The organism is Amycolatopsis sp. EV170708-02-1 (assembly GCF_022479115.1).
GTDB lineage: Bacteria > Actinomycetota > Actinomycetes > Mycobacteriales > Pseudonocardiaceae > Amycolatopsis.
Window position 1 is genome coordinate 8,038,182 of sequence record NZ_CP092497.1, and the last position, 19,877, is coordinate 8,058,058.

The 19,877-nt window shown below is 70.1% G+C and carries 24 protein-coding genes; 15 read left to right on the forward strand and 9 right to left on the reverse strand.

Annotated elements, in window-relative coordinates:
• Window positions 1–21: 21 nt before the first annotated feature.
• The 3 genes from MJQ72_RS36375 (at window position 22) to MJQ72_RS36385 (ending at window position 2,825) form a co-directional block, all read left to right on the forward strand.
• Window positions 22–417, forward strand: coding sequence for a hypothetical protein (locus MJQ72_RS36375; RefSeq protein WP_240595563.1), 396 nt, complete (start codon window positions 22–24; stop codon window positions 415–417).
• A 28-nt stretch (window positions 418–445) separates the two neighbouring features.
• The gene (dapD, locus tag MJQ72_RS36380) at window positions 446–1,432 is read left to right on the forward strand and encodes a 2,3,4,5-tetrahydropyridine-2,6-dicarboxylate N-succinyltransferase (protein WP_240595564.1); all 987 of its coding nucleotides are present in this window, start codon (window positions 446–448) and stop codon (window positions 1,430–1,432) included.
• A 421-nt stretch (window positions 1,433–1,853) separates the two neighbouring features.
• Window positions 1,854–2,825 (forward strand): CHAD domain-containing protein, encoded by a 972-nt coding sequence (locus tag MJQ72_RS36385; protein WP_240595565.1) that lies wholly within the window; start codon window positions 1,854–1,856, stop codon window positions 2,823–2,825.
• Here the strand turns inward: MJQ72_RS36385 and MJQ72_RS36390 are convergent.
• A complete protein-coding gene (locus MJQ72_RS36390; protein ID WP_240595566.1) occupies window positions 2,801–4,204 on the reverse strand; it encodes an FAD-dependent monooxygenase in 1,404 nt (467 codons plus the stop codon). The two genes, MJQ72_RS36385 and MJQ72_RS36390, sit on opposite strands and share 25 nt — an antisense overlap.
• A 79-nt stretch (window positions 4,205–4,283) precedes the next feature.
• Here MJQ72_RS36390 and MJQ72_RS36395 point away from each other — a divergent pair, with 79 nt between their 5' ends.
• Entirely contained in the window at window positions 4,284–4,883 is a 600-nt protein-coding gene (locus MJQ72_RS36395) for a TetR/AcrR family transcriptional regulator (protein WP_240595567.1), read from the forward strand.
• Between the two features lies 1 nt (window position 4,884).
• On the opposite strand, the gene dapC is transcribed toward MJQ72_RS36395, so the two are convergent.
• From dapC to MJQ72_RS36410, 3 genes are all read right to left on the reverse strand, one after another.
• The gene (dapC, locus tag MJQ72_RS36400) at window positions 4,885–5,976 is read right to left on the reverse strand and encodes a succinyldiaminopimelate transaminase (RefSeq protein WP_240595568.1); all 1,092 of its coding nucleotides are present in this window, start codon (window positions 5,974–5,976) and stop codon (window positions 4,885–4,887) included.
• Window positions 5,973–6,293 carry a ferredoxin gene (gene fdxA, locus MJQ72_RS36405; RefSeq protein WP_016331413.1) on the reverse strand — a complete coding sequence of 107 codons (321 nt, stop codon included), beginning with the start codon at window positions 6,291–6,293 and terminating at the stop codon, window positions 5,973–5,975. The genes dapC and fdxA overlap by 4 nt, the downstream gene beginning before the upstream one ends.
• Before the next feature lie 110 nt (window positions 6,294–6,403).
• Complete coding sequence (locus MJQ72_RS36410; protein WP_240595569.1) at window positions 6,404–6,604, reverse strand: hypothetical protein; 201 nt, start codon at window positions 6,602–6,604, stop codon at window positions 6,404–6,406.
• Window positions 6,605–6,657: 53 nt separating this feature from the next.
• Between MJQ72_RS36410 and MJQ72_RS36415 the strand changes: the two genes are divergently transcribed.
• The 8 genes from MJQ72_RS36415 to MJQ72_RS36450 all read left to right on the forward strand — a co-directional run bounded on the left by MJQ72_RS36415 (window position 6,658) and on the right by MJQ72_RS36450 (window position 12,489).
• The gene (locus MJQ72_RS36415) at window positions 6,658–7,392 is read left to right on the forward strand and encodes an N-acetyltransferase (protein WP_240601509.1); all 735 of its coding nucleotides are present in this window, start codon (window positions 6,658–6,660) and stop codon (window positions 7,390–7,392) included.
• On the forward strand, window positions 7,389–8,387 hold the full coding sequence (gene cofD, locus MJQ72_RS36420; protein WP_240595570.1) for a 2-phospho-L-lactate transferase: 999 nt from the start codon (window positions 7,389–7,391) through the stop codon (window positions 8,385–8,387). The genes MJQ72_RS36415 and cofD overlap by 4 nt, the downstream gene beginning before the upstream one ends.
• The gene (locus tag MJQ72_RS36425; protein WP_240595571.1) at window positions 8,380–9,717 is read left to right on the forward strand and encodes a coenzyme F420-0:L-glutamate ligase; all 1,338 of its coding nucleotides are present in this window, start codon (window positions 8,380–8,382) and stop codon (window positions 9,715–9,717) included. The genes cofD and MJQ72_RS36425 overlap by 8 nt, the downstream gene beginning before the upstream one ends.
• Complete coding sequence (locus tag MJQ72_RS36430; RefSeq protein ID WP_240595572.1) at window positions 9,714–10,259, forward strand: NUDIX hydrolase; 546 nt, start codon at window positions 9,714–9,716, stop codon at window positions 10,257–10,259. Before MJQ72_RS36425 ends, MJQ72_RS36430 begins: the two co-directional genes overlap by 4 nt.
• A 30-nt stretch (window positions 10,260–10,289) precedes the next feature.
• Window positions 10,290–10,952: a hypothetical protein gene (locus tag MJQ72_RS36435; protein WP_240595573.1), complete on the forward strand. Its 663-nt coding sequence runs from the start codon at window positions 10,290–10,292 to the stop codon at window positions 10,950–10,952.
• Window positions 10,953–11,022: 70 nt separating this feature from the next.
• Entirely contained in the window at window positions 11,023–11,811 is a 789-nt protein-coding gene (locus tag MJQ72_RS36440; RefSeq protein ID WP_240595574.1) for a hypothetical protein, read from the forward strand.
• A gap of 33 nt (window positions 11,812–11,844) precedes the next feature.
• Entirely contained in the window at window positions 11,845–12,246 is a 402-nt protein-coding gene (locus MJQ72_RS36445; RefSeq protein WP_240595575.1) for a GntR family transcriptional regulator, read from the forward strand.
• A 54-nt stretch (window positions 12,247–12,300) separates the two neighbouring features.
• The gene (locus MJQ72_RS36450) at window positions 12,301–12,489 is read left to right on the forward strand and encodes a hypothetical protein (protein WP_240595576.1); all 189 of its coding nucleotides are present in this window, start codon (window positions 12,301–12,303) and stop codon (window positions 12,487–12,489) included.
• 1 nt (window position 12,490) lies between these two features.
• Here the strand turns inward: MJQ72_RS36450 and MJQ72_RS36455 are convergent, their stop codons facing one another.
• On the reverse strand, window positions 12,491–13,387 hold the full coding sequence (locus tag MJQ72_RS36455) for a DNA-3-methyladenine glycosylase (protein ID WP_240595577.1): 897 nt from the start codon (window positions 13,385–13,387) through the stop codon (window positions 12,491–12,493).
• A 74-nt stretch (window positions 13,388–13,461) separates the two neighbouring features.
• On the opposite strand from MJQ72_RS36455, the gene MJQ72_RS36460 reads away from it, so the two are divergent.
• Complete coding sequence (locus tag MJQ72_RS36460) at window positions 13,462–13,914, forward strand: adenylyltransferase/cytidyltransferase family protein (protein WP_038519182.1); 453 nt, start codon at window positions 13,462–13,464, stop codon at window positions 13,912–13,914.
• A gap of 125 nt (window positions 13,915–14,039) precedes the next feature.
• A complete protein-coding gene (locus MJQ72_RS36465) occupies window positions 14,040–14,540 on the forward strand; it encodes a hypothetical protein (protein WP_395878011.1) in 501 nt (166 codons plus the stop codon).
• 59 nt (window positions 14,541–14,599) lie between these two features.
• Here the strand turns inward: MJQ72_RS36465 and MJQ72_RS36470 are convergent, their stop codons facing one another.
• From MJQ72_RS36470 to MJQ72_RS36485, 4 genes are all read right to left on the reverse strand, one after another.
• On the reverse strand, window positions 14,600–15,640 hold the full coding sequence (locus MJQ72_RS36470) for a serine hydrolase (protein WP_240595579.1): 1,041 nt from the start codon (window positions 15,638–15,640) through the stop codon (window positions 14,600–14,602).
• A gap of 58 nt (window positions 15,641–15,698) precedes the next feature.
• Window positions 15,699–16,562: a glycosyltransferase family 2 protein gene (locus MJQ72_RS36475; RefSeq protein WP_240595580.1), complete on the reverse strand. Its 864-nt coding sequence runs from the start codon at window positions 16,560–16,562 to the stop codon at window positions 15,699–15,701.
• A gap of 98 nt (window positions 16,563–16,660) precedes the next feature.
• Window positions 16,661–17,797, reverse strand: coding sequence for a glycosyltransferase family 1 protein (locus MJQ72_RS36480; protein WP_240601511.1), 1,137 nt, complete (start codon window positions 17,795–17,797; stop codon window positions 16,661–16,663).
• A 67-nt stretch (window positions 17,798–17,864) separates the two neighbouring features.
• Entirely contained in the window at window positions 17,865–18,923 is a 1,059-nt protein-coding gene (locus MJQ72_RS36485; protein WP_240601512.1) for a glycosyltransferase family 1 protein, read from the reverse strand.
• A 19-nt stretch (window positions 18,924–18,942) separates the two neighbouring features.
• Here MJQ72_RS36485 and MJQ72_RS36490 point away from each other — a divergent pair, with 19 nt between their 5' ends.
• Complete coding sequence (locus tag MJQ72_RS36490; RefSeq protein WP_240595581.1) at window positions 18,943–19,854, forward strand: glycosyltransferase family 2 protein; 912 nt, start codon at window positions 18,943–18,945, stop codon at window positions 19,852–19,854.
• Window positions 19,855–19,877: the final 23 nt, after the last annotated feature.

A 19,877-nucleotide genomic window follows, 5' to 3' on the forward strand; every position in this document is an offset into this window, starting at 1 on the left:
GCACGGGGCTACCGTGAAGGCGTGCGCACCAAAGCGATCCTGCTCGCCCTTCTCCTGGTACTCAGCGGCTGTGGATCGAACGAGGTCCCCGTCACGGTGAAACCCACCCGCGGCGAGGGGCCGGACGTGCTGCCGATCAAGCTCAAGGCGCTGAGCACCGACCAGTGTTATCTGGCGCCGGGGACCGAATCGCCCAAGGGCTGCCAGAAGTACGTGACCGAGCTCTTCAGCGCCGCGGGCACCATCCGCAAGCGCCGCCCGGACCTGTCGTCGCACGCCGACGCGCTGGAGCGCCCGATCGCCGCCTTCCGCACCGCGAACTGCCAGGACCAGGCGGCTCCCGGCGGCCCGTGCGGCCAGGCGCTCGGCGACATGGCGACGGCGCTGACCAGTGTGAAGAGCCTCGTCGGCGGCTAAGGAGGGTCACTGGGTTACCGTTCAGGACGTGAGCGAGCAGACCCCTGACCCCGAAACGACCGGCGCCACCGGCGTCGGACTGGCCACCGTCACGACCGACGGCACGGTGCTGGACACCTGGTTCCCGCTGCCCAAGCTGATCGACGGCGCCGACGACAAGGCCGGCACGGTGCGGCTGACCGCCGAGGAGGCCTCCGAGGCCCTCGGTGAGGCCGCCGCCGCCCAGCTCGGCCCGGACACCGACCGCGGTGTCGAGGTCGTCGCGGTCCGCACGACCATCGCCCGGCTCGCCGACGCCCCCGGTGACACGCACGACGTCTACCTGCGCCTCCACCTGCTGTCGCACCGCCTGGTCCGGCCGCACGGCGCGAGCCTCGACGGCATCTTCGGGCTGCTGGCGAACGTCGTGTGGACCAACCACGGGCCGTGCCCCGTCGAGGGCTTCGAGGCGACCCGGCTGCGGCTGCGGGCGCGCGGCAACGTCACCGTCTACGGCGTGGACAAGTTCCCGCGGATGGTGGACTACGTCGTGCCGACCGGCGTCCGCATCGCCGACGCCGACCGCGCCCGCCTCGGCGCGCACCTGGCCAACGGCACCACCGTCATGCACGAAGGCTTCGTCAACTTCAACGCCGGCACGCTCGGCGCCTCGATGGTCGAAGGCCGGATCTCGGCGGGCGTCGTGGTCGGCGACGGCTCCGACGTCGGCGGTGGCGCGTCGATCATGGGCACGCTGTCCGGCGGCGGCAAGGAGACCATCTCGATCGGCGAGCGCTGCCTGATCGGCGCGAACGGCGGCGTCGGCATCTCGCTCGGCGACGACTCGGTCGTCGAGGCCGGCCTGTACGTCACGGCCGGCACGAAGGTGACCTTCGAGGGCAAGGTCGTGAAGGCGCTGGAGCTGTCCGGCATTTCGGGCGCGGTCTTCCGACGCAACTCCGGGACCGGCGCCGTCGAGGTCGTCGCGCGCACCGGCGTCGGCATCGAGCTGAACGCGGCCCTGCACGCCAACTGACCTGCGAAAAGAGAGCAAGGGACCTTTGCTACCGCGGGGCGTGACCAGCGGGTGTGTGGAAATAGAGACGTTGAGCGTCCCTATTTCCGCACACCCTTCACCCCGCGTAGCGACGCTGACCGACCGTGTGGATTTTGGTGCGTTGGATGACCCGAAAGCCGCACAGTCGCCGTCGGCGGCCGCTTCGCGCGGGAGCAAGGGACCTTTGCTACCACCTGGGTAGCCCGGGATGTCGCGAAAGCCACTTTCGCGACGTCTGATGTCCCGCAAGTGGCTTTCACGACATCCTCGGCCGGTCGCCCGAAGCCCTCAGCGACAGCAAGGGACCTTTGCTACCACTCTCCCCCGGAGGGCGGTAGCAAAGGTCCCTTGCTTCTCTCACGGCGTGGACCACCTTGCCGGTTCACCTAGAATTCATCTTGTGACAGCCGAGACCCTGCCGCGCAAGAACGTCCCTTCGACCACTCCTGCCGCGCTCGGGCTCGGCGACCGTCCCGCCAAAGCGGGGCCGGGCGATCCGGCGGCCACCCATGTCCGGGTCAAACTCGACGTCGAGATCCGCGCCCTCCTCGCACACGAACCCGGCACCAAATCCGGCGCCGACCCCGAAGACCTCCACCAGATGCGGGTCGCGCTGCGCCGCATGCGGAGCGTCCTCAAGCTCTCGGGCCGCCTTGTCGGCCCGGACGCCGAGCCGGTGCGCGCCGAACTCGGCTGGCTCGGCCAGTCTCTCGGCGACGTCCGCGATTACGACGTCCTGATCGGGCATCTCCGCGAGGTCGTCGCCGAATTCGAGGTGCGCGACCAGCCTGCCGCGCGCCGTCTGGTCTCGAAGTTCGTCACCGAACGCGGTGTCGCGAAGCGGCGGCTCACCCGAGCGCTCGCCAGCCCCCGGTACGCCTCGATGCTGCAGGACATCGGCCGCCTCGCCCGCCAACCGGCCGCCGAAGAGGTCTCCACCGAAAGTCCCCAGACCTCGGCCGATCTCGTCGCCGGTCTCGCGAAGCCCCACCGAAAGCTCTCGAAGGCCGTGAAGGCGCTTCCCGCCGATCCCCCGGACGACGACCTTCACGCGCTTCGCATCTACGGCAAGAAGCTCCGCTACGCCGCCGAGATGGCCAAGCCCGCGGCGAAGAAGAAGCAGGCCGAACGGATCCAGCGGCTGATCAAGGCCACGAAGAACTTCCAGACCGTCCTCGGGGATCACCAGGACGCCTGCGTCGCCGCTGACCGGATGCGCGGTGTGGCCGCCTCCGTCGACTCCGAGGCCGCTTTCATCGCGGGCCGGATCGCGGAGAAGGAGCTGCTGCGCCGTGCCGAGGTCCGCGCCGTGTGGCGCGATGTCTGGGCGGAGGTCGACGCGGCCGCTCAGGCGGTGAGCCCGCGGATATAGCCGTCCGGACGGATGGACACCTGCCGCCCGTTCCCGGCTTCGTACGCGGCGAAAGCATGGCCGCCGACATCCTCGAAGTCCACATCGGACAGTGCGCTCCCCGCGGGCAGGATCCGCCGCGCGCCTTCGGGCGCCAGACCGTCGCCGAACACCAGCAGCGTCGCCTGAGGGCCGCGCAGCAGCTCGAACAGCCGGACGGATTTGCCGTTCGCGTCCTTCAGCGGCGCGTCCGGGGCGCGGTCGCCGGGCCGGATCCGGCCGGTCGCCGCGGGCGCGAGCGGGCCGCCGCGGTAGCCGATGTCGAGCTGACGCGTGTTCTCGCCGCGCTCGTGCGCGTCTTCCGCGCCTTCCTTGTACTTCTCGAGGATCTCAGTGCTGATCTTCAGCACCCGCGCGGCGACCCCGCGACGCTCGGGCTCGTAGCTGTCGAGCAGCTCCGCTGAACCGTCCGCCAGTTTCCAGCCCAGGTTGTACGCGTCCTGGACGCCGGTGTTGAGCCCCTGCCCACCGGTCGGCGGGTGGACGTGCGCCGCGTCGCCGGCGAGGAACACCCGACCGTCACGGAACCGCTCGGCGAGCCGGATGTTGGGCCGCCACACCGTCGACCAGGCGAGATCGTGCAGCCGGACCCCTCCGCCCGACAGCTCGTCGAGCCGCGACTGCAACGTGCCGAGCGACGCCTCGACCTCCTCTTCGCCCAGTGACGCGCCGAACTGGAAGTGCGGCACTCCCGGCAGCGGAGTGAGCACGATCCCCGACATCGGATCCTCGGGCTTCGCGAACCAGTGCCCGTACGCGCGATCGAGCCCCTCGGCCTGGACGTCCCCCAGCAGCATGCGGACCGACTCGTCGGTGGTGCCCTCGAACGCGATCCCGAGCGCCTTGCGCACGAAGCTCTTCCCGCCGTCCGCGCCGACGAGGTAGCCGACCCGGACGCGCTCGCCCGGCAGCTCGGCGGTCACCCCGTCGACGTCCTGCTCGAAACCGAGCAGCGGGGTGCCGAGCTCGACCTGGACGCCGAACTCCGCGAGCCGCTCACGAAGGATCCCCTCCGTCCGCGACTGGCCGAGGAAGTGGCCGTTCGGATACGGCACGTCCGGGGTCGGCTCGGCGAGCTCGGCCATCATCCGCTCGCCCACGACCTCGCCGCCCAGATGGATCTTCATCGCCACGGGCGGCTGCCCGGCGGCCAGCACCGCGTCCAGTACGCCGAGGTCCTCGAAGACCTCCAGCGTGCGCGGCTGCAGGCCGTCGCCGCGCGAGCCCTCGAAGAACGTCTCGGCCTTCTCCACGATCCGCACGCCGACGCCGCGGCGCGCGAGGTCGATGGCCAGCGTGAGCCCGGTCGGCCCGGCTCCCGCGATCAGCACCTCGGTCATCTCTCCTCCAGTGAATTCCGATTCAGTGAATCTTGATTCAGTGTGACCGTTGCTAGCCTTCCGTGTCAAGGAGGTGGAGATGAGCCGCAAGGAGAAGGCGGCGGAGACCGAGGCCGCGCTCAAAGAGGCGGCGAAGCGCGTTTTCGCGGCGAAGGGGTACCTGAACACCAAGATCACCGACATCACGGCGGAGGCCGGGCGCGCGGCGGGTTCGTTCTACAACCACTTCGCGAGCAAGGAAGAACTGCTCGAAGCGCTTCTCGAAGATCTCGCGGCGGCGAGCGACGTCGACGCGGCCTCGCCGGAGCACATCCCCGACTTCACCGACCCGCAGGCCGTGCGCTGGCACGTCTGCGCGTACTGGGATTTCCACCGCGACAACGCCGCGACGATGCTCGCGCTACGCCAAGCCGCGATGGTCAGCGACGAGTTCGCCCGCACCTATGCGCGCTTCGGCGCCGCCCAGGCGGCAGATCTCCTGGACCACCTCGGGTACATCACCGCGGCGGGTATGGAACTCCCGGCGTCCGAGCGGGTCACGCTCGCGATGATGGCCGAACTGGTCAACGGTTTCGCGCATACGTGGCTGCTCGACCCGTCGGCGATCTCCGAAGAAGAAGCCGTCGAGGCGCTGACGCGATTCGTCTACCGGGGTTTCACCGGTCGCGACGTTCGCTGAATCAGGAAGCCAGCCGCTCCACGGCCGCGTCGATCCGCTCGTCCGTCGCCGTCAAGGCGATCCGGACGTGCTGCCCGCCGGTCGGCCCGTAGAACGTGCCCGGCGCGGCGAGGATGCCGCGTCCGGCGAGCCAGTCGACCGTGTCGAGCGCTGATTCGCCGCGCGTGGACCAGAGATACAGCCCCGCCTCGGAATGCGAGATCTCGAAACCGCTGTCCAGCAACGCCTTCCGCAGCACCAGCCGGCGGCGCGCGTAGCGTTCCCGTTGCACGGCAAGCGCTTCGTCGTCCTTCAGCGCGGCGACCATGGCCTCCTGCACCGGCCGCGGCACGATCAGCCCGGAGTGCTTGCGGATCTCCAGCAGGCCGGTGACGAGCTTCGGGTCGCCGGTGACGAATCCGGCGCGGTAGCTGGCCAGGTTCGCGGACTTCGACAGCGAGTGGACGGCGAGCAGGCCGTCGAGGGAGCCGCCGTGCACGGACGGGTGCAGGATCGACACGGGCTCGCTTTCCCAGCCCAGCGCCAGATAACACTCGTCGGAGACCACGACGACATCGCGTTCACGCGCCCATTCGACGACCTTGCGCAGGTGGTCGACACCGAGCACCCGCCCGGTCGGATTGGACGGCGAGTTGATCCACACCATCGACGGGCGCTGCGGACCGACCGCGAAGGTGCTGTCCGCGCGCAGCAGGGAGGCACCCGCGAGCAGCACGCCGACCTCGTAAGTCGGGTACGCCACCTCAGGGATGACGATGAGATCGCCGGGGCCGAACCCCAGCTGCCGCGGCAGCGAAGCGACCAGTTCCTTCGAACCGATCGTCGGCAGCACGGCGGCCTCGGGAACCCCCTCGATACCGTGCCGCCGCGAAAGCGCGTCGATCGCGGCGGCCCGGAGCTCGGGAATCCCGTGCGTGGTCGGGTACCCCGGGATCTCCGAGACGGACGCGAGCGCCGCGCGGATGCTCTCGGGGACCGGGTCCACTGGCGTGCCGATCGACAGGTCGACGATGCCGCCGGGATGCGCCTGGGCCTTCGCCTTGGCTTCGGCGAGGGAGTCCCAGGGGAAATCGGGAAGAGCGACCCGGCTCATTCGCCCTGCGGGGGAAGAGCCTTGATGAAGGCGGGGTCGTGGCTGGTCTTGCCGACCTTGGAGGCGCCACCGGGCGAGCCGAGCTCGTCGAAGAAGTCGACGTTGGCCTTGGTGTAGTCGTTCCACTCGTCGGGGACGTCGTCCTCGTAGTAGATCGCCTCGACGGGGCAGACCGGCTCGCAGGCACCGCAGTCGACGCATTCGTCCGGGTGGATGTACAGCATGCGGTCACCCTCGTAGATGCAATCCACGGGGCACTCGTCGATACACGCCTTGTCGAGCACGTCGACGCAGGGCTCGGCGATCACGTAGGTCACTGCGCACTCCTGCTTTATCTCTGCTTCACCAGTCTGCAACGGACATTACGCGCCCACGGGCGCGACCGGCCCGCTTAGGCCACCCTTATCCGTACTCCGGGTATGGGCTTTCAGCGGTCCTTCCGGCGCGGCGGCGGAGTGGCCCTGCTGTCCCCAGTGATGACGAACTGCGGCGGGGCGGGCTTCGCCGCCGCTGGGTCCTTCTCGCCCTTCTCGACGGCCTTTTCCGCGCCCAACGCCCGGTTGAAGCCGTCAGAGATCTCGCGGACCAGGTCTTCGTTGTGCCTGTCGTCCTTGCGCGCGATGCTCATCGGGGTCCCTCCACTGCCTTCCTTGGCACAATCTAACCGTGAACAGTGCGGAAATGCTCGAGCTCACCTGTAGCCAGGCTTGGACTCCCCTGCTGGAGAGCCGGATCGGCGACTGGAGGCTCCGCTGGGCGGACGGGTTCACCGCCCGGGCCAACAGTGCCCTGGCGATCGGTGACCCGGGAAAACCGCTGCCAGACGCCCTGCGGGCGGTCTGTGACTTCGCCCACGATCATGCCATCCCACCCGTCGTTCAGGTGATCCAGAACACGTCCATCGAAGACGAACTCGCCGCCTCCGGCTGGGTCCACTATGTGGAACACCGGCCCGCGCACGAGGTTCGCCTGCTCACCGGGCCGCTCTCGCGCGGGACCTCGGCGGGAGCGGTGATTCTCGACGAGCCGACGTCCGGATGGTGGGAGATGGCCGCGGACAGCGTGGACCCGCCGGAGGCGCCACGGCATGTCCTCGGCACCGGCAAGGTCGGCTTCGGGGTCGTGGAGCTGGAGGGTGTCACGGCAGGCGCGGTGCGCGGAGCGGTCGTCGGCAACTGGCTGCACATCGCCCGTTTGGAGGTACGGCCGGAGTTCCGGCGCCGCGGGCTGGCCCGAGGGCTGATGAACGCCGTGGGCGCCTGGGGCGCCGGTCAGGGCGCGACAGGGATGCTCCTCCAGGTCGCGATGGGGAACTCCGGCGCGCTGAAGCTGTACGAGAGCCTGGGCTGTACGGAGCACCACAGGTACCGCTACTGGGCCCCGGGACCCGGCGCGTGCGAGGATCGCCCGTCGTGAAGGTCGTCATTTTGGTCGGCGGAGTGGGCGGAGCCCGCTTCCTGCTGGGGGTCAAGCAAGCACTGGGTCTGCCCGCGACCGGTTCCGCCCCGGAATCGCCGCACGAGGTGACCGCGCTGGTGAATACCGGGGACGACGTGTGGATGCACGGTCTGCGTATCTGCCCGGACCTGGACACCTGCATGTACACCCTCGGCGGGGGGATCGACACCGAGCGCGGCTGGGGCCACGCCGGCGAGACCTGGACGGTCAAGGAGGAGCTCGCCGCCTATGGAGCCGAGCCGACCTGGTTCGGCTTGGGCGACAAGGACATCGCGACGCATCTGATCCGTTCGCGGATGCTGCGCGCGGGCTATCCGCTGTCCCAGGTCACCGAGGCGCTGTGCGATCGCTGGCAGCCGGGCGTGCGCCTGCTGCCGATGTCGGACGACCGCGTCGAAACGCATGTCGTGATCGACGATCCGGAGGATCCGGACCAGCGCAAGGCGATCCACTTCCAGGAGTGGTGGGTGCGCTACCGCTCCGAGCCGAAGGCGCATTCGATCATCGCCGTCGGCGCCGACGAGGCGAAGCCGGCGCCGGGTGTGCTCGACGCCATCGCGGCCGCCGACATCGTGCTGTTCGCGCCGTCGAATCCGGTGGTCTCGGTGGGCACGACGCTCGGCGTCCCGGGCATCCGCGACGCGCTGCGGAAGACGCGCGCCAAGGTCGTCGGGGTCTCGCCGATCATCGGCGGGAAGGCGTTGCGCGGGATGGCCGACGCGTGCCTGAGCGCGATCGGCGTGGAGACCTCCGCCGAGGCCGTGGGGCGGCATTACGGTTCCCGCAAGGAATCCACCGACGGCGTGCTCGACGGCTGGCTGGTCGCCGAGGGCGAAACCGTCGACGTGCCGGGTGTCGCGGTCCGCGACGTGCCCCTGCTGATGTCCGATGTGGACGCGACCGCGGCGATGGTGCGCGCGGCCTTCGATCTGGCGGGAGTTTCTGGTGCCTGACCACGCTTCGGCGAAGATCGAGATCCTGCCGGTCGAGGGCCTGCCGGAGTTCCGGCCCGGCGACGATCTGACCGGCGCGATCGTCGAGGCGGCCCCGTGGCTGCGCTCGGGTGACGTCCTGGTCGTGACGAGCAAGATCGTCTCCAAGACCGAGGGCATGCTCATCCGCGTCCCGGCCGATCCGGAGGAGCGTGACGCAGCCCGGCGCAAGCTCGTCGAGGAGGAGTCCGTCCGCGTGATCGCGCGGATCAACCGGACGGTGATCACCGAGAACAAGCTCGGCATCGTGCAGGCGGCGTCCGGGGTGGACGCGTCGAACGTGGCCTCCGGTGAGGTCGCGCTGCTGCCGTCGGATCCGGACGCTTCCGCGCTCGCGCTGCGGAACGGGCTGCGCGAACGGCTTGGCGTCGAGGTCGCCGTCGTCGTCACCGACACGATGGGCCGCGCGTGGCGGGTCGGGCAGACCGATGCCGCGATCGGCGCCTCCGGCCTGCGGGTGCTGCACTCGTACGCGGGCGAGGTCGACAGCCAGGGCAACGAACTCGCGGTCACCGAAGTGGCGATCGCCGACGAGCTCGCCGCGGCGGCGGATCTGGTGAAGGGCAAGCTCGGCGGGACACCGGTCGCCGTCGTACGCGGCCTTCAGCTGACCGACGACGGTTCGACCGCCCGCAAGCTGCTGCGGCCGGTCGAGGAGGACCTGTTCCGCCTCGGTACCAACGAATCCATCGCGCAGGGCCGCCGGGAAGCCGTGCTCGCGCGGCGGTCGATCCGGTCGTTCACCGGCGAACCGGTCGATCCCGAGGTGCTGCGCCGCGCGGTCGGGACGGCGCTGACGGCGCCCGCACCGCATCACACGAAGCCGGTCCGATTCGTGTGGCTGCGCGAGGAAGGCTTGCGCCGCAAGCTTCTCGACGCGATGAAGGCGTCGTGGCAGGCCGATCTCGAAGGCGACGGCTTCACCGCCGAGCAGGTCGCGAAACGGCTCAGCCGCGGCGACATCCTGTACAACGCTCCCGAGGTCGTGGTGCCGTTCCTCGTCGCCGAGGGCGCGCACACCTACCGCGACGACCGCCGGAACGCCTGTGAGCACACGATGTTCACCGTCGCCGGCGGAGCGGCCGTGCAAGGCCTGCTGGTCGCGCTCGCCGCCGAAGACCTCGGCTCGTGCTGGATCGGGTCGACGATCTTCGCGTCCGCCATCGTGCGCGACGTCCTCGGCCTTGACGAGCGCTGGGAACCGCTCGGCGCGGTCGCGATCGGACATCCCGCCGCGCTCCCGCCCGCGCGCGGCCCCGTCGAACCCGGTGAAGGACTTCTCGAACTGTGACCCTGCACGACGACGTTGTGTCCACATTGTCCGGTTGGCGACCGGCGGACGCGGCCCAGGAATCCTTGCGCCAGGCCTATCTCGGCTTCCTCGCCGCACGGGACGACGTCTGCCGCCGCGAATGCGCGGCCGGGCACATCACCGCGTCGGCCGTCCTTCTCGACGCCGACGCGGAGAACGTGCTCCTCACCCTGCATCCGCGGGTCGGGCGCTGGTTGCAGCTCGGCGGGCATTGCGAACCCGGCGACGCGACGCTCGCGGACGCCGCTCTTCGTGAGGCACGCGAAGAATCCGGCATCGACGACCTCGTGATCGACCCGGCTCCGGTGCATCTCGACGTTCACCCGATCACGTGCTCGCTCGGTGTGCCGACCCGGCATTTCGACGTGCGGTTCGTGGTGCGCGCACCTCACGGGGCGCAACCGGTCCAAAGCGACGAATCGGACGATCTTCGGTGGTGGCCGGTGGATTCCCTCCCGAAAGGTTCGGAAGATCTCGCCGAACTGATGGAAGCAGCCGTGCCCGCGGCGTCCGGCCGTTAGGGTGTCGGCTGACGTTCTTAAGGGGGAATGATGCTGACGACGCTGACGCCATACCTGGACCGGGTCCGGGTCCACAGCAGCGGTGACGGTGACGGCTTCGGCTGGTTTCTGCTGATCTTGGCGATCATCGTCATCATCATCGTGATCGTGGTGATCATCGTGAAGGTCAATCAGGCGAAGAAGCCGCCGATGACCTTCCCGCAGAACCCGAACTTCGGTGGCGGCGGCCCCGCGCCGGGCTTCCCGCCGCCTCCCCCGCCCGCCGGCGGCCCCGCCCCGCAGGGCAACTGGCAGCAGCCTGGATTCCCGCCGCCTCCTCAGCCCGGCTTCGGCCAGGCTCCCGGATTCCCGCCGCCCCCGGCTCCGGCCCCGGCGGGTTTCGCGCCGCCGCCCGGCGCTCCGGCGCCCAGCCCCTTCGGCGCGCCCGGCATGCCTCAGCCCGGTTTCCCGCCGCCCCCTCAGCAGGCCGGGCCGCCGATGGACGCCAACGCGGACCGCACGCAGGTGGTCTCGCCGCAGCAGCAGGCGGCCGCCGACCGCACGCAGGTGGTCTCCCCCGCGAACGCCGACCGCACGCAGGTCGTTTCGCCCGCGAGTGCGGACCGGACCCAGGTCGTCTCGCCGGCGGGCGGCGACGCCACCCAGGTCGTCCCCGACAGCGACCGGACACAGGTGGTCCCGCCCCGCCAGTAGCCCTTGCCTTTGTATCAGCGATTGTGCCATCATGGCGATACGATCACTGATACAAAGGGGGAGTGGCGTGATGGTGGTGGAACTCAGTGAATCCCAGCGGCTTCAGTTGGCCAGGATGAAGCTGCGGAGCCGGATCAAAACTCAGACCGTCATCGTGGCCGTCGTGTTGTTCGCGGCGACCTGGGGCACCTGGTTCCTGCTGAGTCAGGAGTTCTTCGTCCGGACTTCGGACGGCATGCCGGGGCTTTACTCACGCCGGAAAGCCGACTGGCCGACGATCTCCGCATCGGTGGGCTTGATCGCCCTTCTGGTGAGCTTCGTCGCGCTGGCAGGGCTCGTCTCCTGGACCTTCCTGCGAGTGCGCAAGGCGGAACGGCGGCTGGCACGGTCGCTGCCGCGCCGGATCGCGCACGGAAAGAAGCTGGGCGTCCCTGACGTGGCAGGCCTCGGGTCGTTCGGGCTGTGGCTGCTCAGCACGATCGGCGGGATCGCCATCGGGCTGGGCATCGGCCTGTCCGCCGACGCGGCCGCGACCCGGCTGATCGGCTTCACCTACGCGGCGGGCGTCGTCGTGCTCGGCGGGCTGTCGCTCGTCCTCGTCCGGCAGGTGATCGAGCAGCCCGCCCTGGCCGACGACGAACGTTCCCTGCGCACGGACGACGCTCTTCGCCGGAAGGACGCGCAGCTGGCCCTGGTGCCTGCCGGAATCTACCTCGGGCTCCCCATGACCTCTGCGGTTCCGGAGTTCGCCGGAGGGCTGTGGTGGTTTCTCGTGGGATACGCCGCGATCATCCTCATCGGCGTACTGGCGGCGCGGATCCGCAGGTCGGCGCGGCGCCCGCCGAGCACGGTGCTCTAATCAAGCCCGCCGACAAGAGACCTGGAGCACGAAGTGATCGTCAGCGTCGACACGAACTCACCCGTCCCACCGTACGAACAGGTACGGGCCGCCTTCGCCGCGCAGATCACGGACCGGACACTTCCCGTCGGAACGAAACTCCCGACGGTCCGCAAACTGGCCGAGGATCTGGGCATCGCCCCCAACACCGTCGCCAAGGCGTACCGCGAGCTGGAAGAGGCCGGCCTGATAGAAACCCGCGGCCGGGCGGGCACCTTCGTCGGGGACTCGGGCGACCAGAACCGGAAACTGGCGCAGAACGCGGCCGCCGAGTACGCGGCGATCACCCGCAAGCTGGGGTTGAGCCAGGGTGAGGCGAGCGCCATCGTGAACGCCGCGTTGGCCGCGAATGTCACCGCCTACCGCACGCGGCTGCAGGAACGCCCCGCGCACTGAGCCCGGCCCGATAGCCGCCGCGCCGGTGCCCGCACCGCGGGTTACTCTCTCGGCATGGTCTTCCTCTTGGTGCTGGTGGTCGGCGTCCTGATCCTGGCCGGGGTCGGCGTCGGGATCTACTTCCTGGTGAAGTCGAACAGCAAACCGCAGCCGCCCGCTCTTCCGTACCACCAGTACCCGCAGCAGCAGCCGCAGTACCCGAGCCAGCAGCAGCCCTACCCGCCGCAGGGCTGGGGCAACTGAGTCACATCGCGCGATAGTCGCGGAGTTCGATCTTCGGCCCGAACCTCGGCCGCCGGAATCCCGCCGTCGACAGGTAGCGCACCGCGCGCTGCCGCTGCGGCGAATACGGCGCCAGCACTTCGGACATCCCGACGTCGTCGAGTTTCGTGCCGACGAGCGCGTGCCCGACCATCGACGGGATGTTGTAGTCGCCGAAGCTCACCGCGTCCGGGTCTCCCCAGGCCCGCTGCGCGATCTCCGCCGCGGTCCACACGCCGATACCGGGCACCTTCCGCAGCCAAGCCCGCCCTTCGACACCTTTCAGTTCGACGGCCTTCTCCAGCCGAGGCGCGACGCGGGCCGCCGCGATCAGCGTCGTCCGCCGTTTCAGGTCCACCCCGGCGCGATGCCATTTCCAGTCCACAATGGAGCGGATGGCGACGGGCGTCGGCGGCACGCGCAGCCGGGACGGTCCCGGCCCTGGCGCCGGTTCGCCGAACCAGCGGCACAATTCACCCCACGACCGCAGCGCCTCCGCACTGGTCACCTTCTGTTCCAGCACGGCGAGCACCAGCGCGTCCCACACCCGGCCGGTCGAGCCGAGGCGCAGTCCCGGGTTCCGGCGCCGGGCCGAGGCGACGACGTCGTGGTGCGCGACGAATCCGGAGTCGTCGTCGTGTGCGCCGAGCATCGCCGGGACACCTTCGAGCAGCCTGTCCGCGCCGGGGCCCCAGGCCTCCGCCTCGATCTCACCGTCCGCGCGCCGCAGGAGCGCGAGCGTGCCCGCACCGTCCGCGGTGTTCGCGGCCAGCCAGGTGACCCCGCCCTCGGAGCGGACCACGTTGGGCGAACGCGACCCACGGCTCAGCGGGCCCAGAACGGTGTCCAGGTCCAGCTCGAAGGCAGGACGGAATCGCACACACGGAAACTACCCGGCACTCGGCTAGGGTGAGCGGGCCACCCGAAACCGTAAGCCTATGGAGGACACCGACGATGACCGAGCGACCGGCGAAGGCCTCGATCGTCAGCGGGTACTTCAACCCGCTCCACCAGGGCCACCTCGACCTGTTCGAAGCCGCTCAGGCCCGGTCCGGCTACCTGATCGTCATCGTCAACAACGATCACCAGCAGGTCCTCAAGAAGGGCAGGGTGATCCAGGTCGAGGACGTCCGGGCCCGGATCGTCCGCGCGCTGCGCATCGTCGACGACGTGTACATCGCCGTCGAGCAGGGGCCGGGCATCAACGAGTCGTTCGACCTGATCCGCGCGGCGTACCCGGACACGGAGCTCGAGTTCTGCAACGGCGGGGATCGGCGCAACGTCGACGAGCTCCCGGCCGACGAGGTCGAGGCAGGGGCCCGTAACGACATCTCGATGATCTACGGCATCGGCGGGACGGACAAGGCCGACTCCAGTACCCGGATCCTGTCGGACATGGAAGCCTGACACCGACATTTGTCGGAAGACGTTTGCGGGTCTGCTGACGGCAGCCGCTCCTAGGGCCTACCCTAGACAACACACAGTCGGCCCTGAACCCAGAGGGCCCCAGGTCAGTCGGGAGGCCTAGGGGAATGGACCCCCGTGCTCGGGCGGACGCCTTGCTCGCACGCGCAAGCGCGCGTGGAGCCTTCGTCGTGACACCGGACAACGCGACGTCTCCGATGGACTCCGCGAACACTCAGCAGATCCCCCGGTCGGTGGTCGCCGAGATCGACCGTTCGTCGGACCCGGACACGACCACTCAGCTACCGGCTTCGCTGATCGCGGAGAACGATCACCCGCTCGCGGGACCCGAACCGACGACCCGGCTGGACCTGCCGGCGGTGCGGGGCGAAGGCTCGACCCAGCCGCAGCCGTACCCGCGGCGTCCCGGCGCCCCTCAGCAGACCAGACCGCTGCCGCAGGCGACGACCCCGCTCACCCGGCGGCCGCCCGCCGCGCCGGTGCAGAGCCCGCTGATCGAACAGCCGGAGCCGGAGACCGTCGAGAACGAGGTCGGCGGCTTGGTGCCGACGGTGAAGCAGAACCCTTCAGGGCGTTCGAACCTCTCGCGCCGTCTGGATGGCATCTAGCCCCTTCACGCGCGCTATGAACGGTCCGTTCCTTGCAAATTTTGCAAGTAGCGGACCGTTCATAGCATCCGGATCACCCGATCGATTTCCTTGATCGCCGCTCCCCCGCCGTACGTGGCGTTGGACAGCATCGCGACGTCCAGCCCGTCGGCCGGATAGTGCCGCATGAGCGAGCAGACGCCGACGTTCCCGCCGTCCTTGTAGTAGTGCCGCACCGAACCGTCCGGCGCCAGTACGAACTCGAGACCGAAGCCGTAACGAACACCGCTGCTGTGGAGCACCTGCGGCGTGAGGAACTCCTTCGTGCGCTCAGGGCTCAGGAGCCGTTCTTCGCGGATCGCCCGCAGAAGCCGCACGAGGTCGCCGACGGTGCAGTACGCCCCTCCGTCGGGTGAACCGATCGGCGGATAGCTGAAGATGTTCTGCTTCCAGCCGGTGATCCGCTCGCCGTCGAGGATCGGGTCCCAGCCCTCGGCGACCCTCGGCTGCGGGTCACGCCGGTCGAAGAAGCCCGAATCGGTCATCCCCGCGCGGTCGAGCACGGCCTCCCGGACGTGGTCGCGATACGGCCTTCCGGTGATCTCCTCGATCACCAGCCCCGCGAGGACATACCCCGAATTGCAGTACCGGCAGCCCTCACCCGGCGCGAAATTCGGTGCCCGGTAAGCGAAATTGGGCAGATGGTCACGTGTCTCGACAACCGAGTACACCGGCTTGTCGACCCACAGCGCCTCGTAACTCTCGCCCGCCTCCTCGTCGGCGTCGTCGGCGATCCCGGACGTGTGCGTGAGCAGGTGCCGCGTCGTCGCCCCGGCCGCGATCATCGTGCCGTCGAGGTCGATGATCTCGCCGATCGGGCGGTCGAGGTCCAATCGGCCCTCGTCGGCCAGCCCCAGTGCGGCGATCGCGGTGACGACCTTGGTGATCGACGCGGTGTCGTACCGGACGTCCGGCGCGTTCGGCACCGACCAGCGGCGGCTGGCCAGGCCGTAGCCGCGTTCGAACAGCGTCTCGTCACCCCGCCGGATCAGCACGACCCCGGAGAAGCGGTCCTCCCCGGCGCGTTCCGTCAGCCAGGTGTCCAGTGCGGCGAAGTCCATGCACCGACGGTAACGACGACGAGGAGCCCGGTCGCGTGAATTCCGGTGGCCGGAACGGCTACTTCCGGCGCGTTTCGAGCTTGAGGCGCAGCGCGAGACCGGCCTTCACCGCGAGCATGACCGGCTTCCACAGGAGACCGCGGTGACGGTCCGCGAGGTAGCGGTACGCGCTGTCGTGGTGCGCGCGGAGCATCTTCGCCGACGCCTGCGAAGTCGAGTGCCCGCCGATGTGCATGACACTGGACGAAGGCGCGTACACGTTCAGCCAGCCGGCGCGAGCCAGCCGGTCGCCGAGGTCGACATCCTCGAAGTACATGAAGTAGCGCGTGTCGAACCCGTCGACCGAGTCGAAGGCCTCGCGACGGAACAGCTGACAGGACCCGGAAAGCCAGCCCGCCGTGCGCTCGACCGGCGTGCCGGTCTCCTGCCGGTACTGCCGCGTCCACGGATTGCCCGGCCAGATCTTGCCGAACGCCGCGTGCCCGATCCCGCGGCCGAACGACGGCAGCAGCCGGGCCGACGGGTACACCGTGCCGTCGAGATCGTGGATGAGCGGCCCGAAGGCACCACCGCGTGGCCAGCGCTCGGCCACCTTGAGCAACGCGTCGAGCGAACCGGGCTCCCATTCGAGGTCCGGGTTCACCACGACGACCCAGCCGTAGCTGTCGTCGAGTTCCGCGACACCCCGGTTGGCGGCGGTGCCGTAACCGACGTTCTCGCCGATGCTGAGCAGCTTGACGTTGTCCCGGCGGGCGGCCTTCTCTGGCGCGCCGTCCGTGGAGGCGTTGTCGGCGACGACGACCTGGACGTCCCGGTCCGTCGCCTTCTCAAGGGTGTCGAGGAACTTCTCGAGGGTGTCGCCGGGGAAGTACGTCACGGTCACGACGGCGATCCCGTCGCCGTAGCTGGGGTGCTCAGTCACGCGGCCATTGTCCACCCGTCACCGAACGCGCTCGGCGCCCCACCCACCTCGTGAGTGTTGAGGACGGTTAGAACCGTCCTCAACACTCACGAGGTGGGTCAGCTCGCCCGCCGCTGCGCATGCCGGTACCAAGCCTTCGCGTAAGCCTCACGGTGCCGCTCCGCGGTCGTCGCCCACGAGAACTCCTTCGCCCGCCGAAGCGCCGCTTCGGCCAGCTCAGCCCGGCGAGCCGGGGCGTCGAGCAGCTCCGAGATGGCCGCGGCGACGTCACCGGCGCCGACACCGCAGTAGGCGACCGCGTCCCCGCCGACCTCCGGCAGCGAAAGCCGTCGCGTCGTGAGCACGCTCGCGCCGCACGCCATCGCCTCCAGCACCGGCAGCCCGAATCCCTCGCCGAGGCTCGGATAAGCGACCAGTTCGGAGCCGCCGAGGAAACCGGCGAGCGTGTCGAACGGCAGGTATCCGGCCCGGATCACCCGCAGCCGGTGCGGAACGGCGTCCAGCGCGCGCTCGACCTGCGAATCCCAGCCCGGCTGCCCGGCCAGCACTAGGGCAGGCGGGTTCGGCCTGCCGATCACGGCGTGCGCGAAGCCGCGGATCAGCGCGGGCACGTTCTTGCGCGGTTCCAGCGCGCCGAGGAACGCCACGTACGGCGTCTTACCGAGCCCGACGGCCTTGCGCGCGGCCTCGATCTCGGCGGGTGAGGGCGGATGGAACCGATCCGGTTCGACGCCGTGGTGGATGATCTCCAGCTCAGCCGTGCGCACCTGGCCGACGCGTTCCAGCTCGGCCGCCGTCGCGATGCTCGGTACGACGCACAGCGTCGCGCGGCGAAGCGCCGTCGCGGTCCAGGCGCGGAAGAAGCGCGCCTTCACCGAAGAGTGCAAAACCGCGTCGGTGAAGAAGGTCGCGTCGTGCAGCGTCACCACCGAAGCGGCCGGGCTGGCCAGCGGCATCGTGTAGTGCGGCGAGTGGACGACGTCGGCGGCGAGCCGCCGGACCAGCCGGGGCAGGGTCGCCTGCTCCCAGGTCAGCCTGGCCGTCCTGGTCGATGTCGACGGTGAGGTGGGCACGATCCGCGCGCCGGGCGCGAGCCGGTCGTACAGCACCGCGTCCCGCGGCTGGCAGACGACGGTGATCCGCGCGCCGTCCTCGTCCAGCGCCGCGACCAGCGAATCCACGTAACGTCCGACGCCACCCCGGTCCGCGGGAACGGCGGTCGCGTCGATCAGCACGCGAGGGTCATCGGTCACCCTAGGAGGGTACGGCGGCGCCCTGGGTCCGCGGTGGGGAACCGAGAAACTAATCGCGCAGGTGGAGGCCCCAAACGGCGGAAGCGGCCCGTTGCCACGTGAACTCACTCGAACGGCTGAGACCACTGTCACGCAACGCCGCCGCACGCTCCGGGTGGTCGAGGACGTCCCGAAGGGCATCCGCAAGCGCTTGCGCATCCCCGACAGGGACGGTGACGCCCGCTCCCCCGGCCACCTCGACCAGTGCAGGAGCGTCCGAATGCACCACCGGCACCCCGGCCGCCATCGCCTCGACCAGCGGGAGCCCGAACCCCTCCGCGCGGCTCGGCATCGCCAGCACCGACGCGCCCCGCAAAGTGAACGCCAGCTCTGCGTCGCTCACCTTCCCCAGCACCCGGACGTCGGCGCCGTGCTCGCGCGCCAGCGCCGTCGGGTCGATGCCGCCCCAGCCCGGCTGACCGGCCAGCACCAGCGGCACCCCGATCCGGCCGGCGGCGTCGATCAGCACGTCGATGCCCTTGCGCGGCTCGATCGTTCCGATCGCGAGCACGTACCGCTCCGGCAGCGCGACCTCGGCGAATCCGGCGGGCGGCCGCACCCCGTGCGGGATCACGCGCACCGGCACCGAAACCGGCACCAGCCCGGCGAGCTCGTCCGCGATCGCTCGCGTGGGCACGGTCAGCGCGGTCGCCCGCGACGCGGCCCGCGCGATCATCGCCTTGTGCCACGTGACACCGCGCGGGGTCAGCGTCTCGGGATGCGTCCACGGCACGGTGTCGTGCACCGCGACCGACAGCGTCCGCCCCTTCGGCACCCGGGCGGGCGCGAGCGGTGTCGGCGCGTGGACCGCGTCGCCGCCCGGCCACCACGGCAGGCCCAGCTGCCACGCGGCGATCAGCCCCCGGGGCGGGATCGGCAGCACGCGCGGCCCCGCGACCCCTTCGACGACCGCGGCCTCGATGTCGGCGTGCCGCGCGACCACGCTCGACACCGTCCAGCCCGGCGGCGCCGTCCCGGCGAGGGCGCGCAGCAGCTCGCCGGTGTAGCGGCCGGTCCCGCCGGGGACCGGCGCCAGCAGCTGCTCGGCGAGCACGACCAGTTCGGGCATGGTCTCTATTCTCTCCACCATGACCAGCACCACCGTCGTCGTGGTCACCTGGCGCGGCGCCGCGCACATCACCGCCTGCCTCGACGCCCTCGCCGCGCAGTCCCGTGCGCATCGGACCCTGGTCGTCGACAACGCCTCCGACGACGGAACGGCCGCCCTGCTCGCCGCCCATCCGTCGAAGCCCGAAGTACTCCGGCTGCGGCGCAACACCGGCTACGCGGGCGCCATGGCCGCCGCACTGGACAAAGTGGACACTCCGCTGATGGCCTGGCTGAACGACGACGCCGCTCCGACGCCGGAGTGGCTCGCGACCTGCGAAGACACGCTCGCGAAGGCGCCGCTCGCCGCCGCCGTGAGCGCCCGGCTGACGCTCGCCGACGGGACCGTCCAGTCCACCGGCGTCCGCCTGACGGCCGACGGCCACGGCGCCGACCTGCCGGAACCCGCCGGAGAGATCTTCGGCTTCTGCGGGGGCGCGGCCGTGCTCGACGTCGAGGCGCTCCGTTCCGTCGGCGGCGTCCCGGCCTCCTATTTCTGCTACTACGAGGACACCGACACCGCGTGGCGGCTGCGGCTGGCGGGCTGGGACGTCGTCAGCGCCGAAGCCGACGTCACCCATCAGCATGGCGCCAGCACCCGGCCGGGTTCGGTCCGGTTCCACCTGTGGAATGAACGCAACCGCCTCCTCACCCTCCTGCGGTGCGCACCGCGCGCGGTGGCGATCCGTCAGCTGGTGAAGTTCGCGGTCCTGACCGCGGTACTGCCGCTCCGGGGGAAACCGGCGGCGCCGAACTTCCGTCCGATGCTCCGGTGCCGCGTCCTGGGCGCCGTCGCCGCCCGCCTGCCGCGCACGCTGGTCGAGCGGCGGGCCGTCGGGCGACGGGCGACACTGGGCCGAGGCGCGGTCTGGGACGCATGGGCCGGGCTTTAAGCTTGGTCCAATCGAGTGCAGGG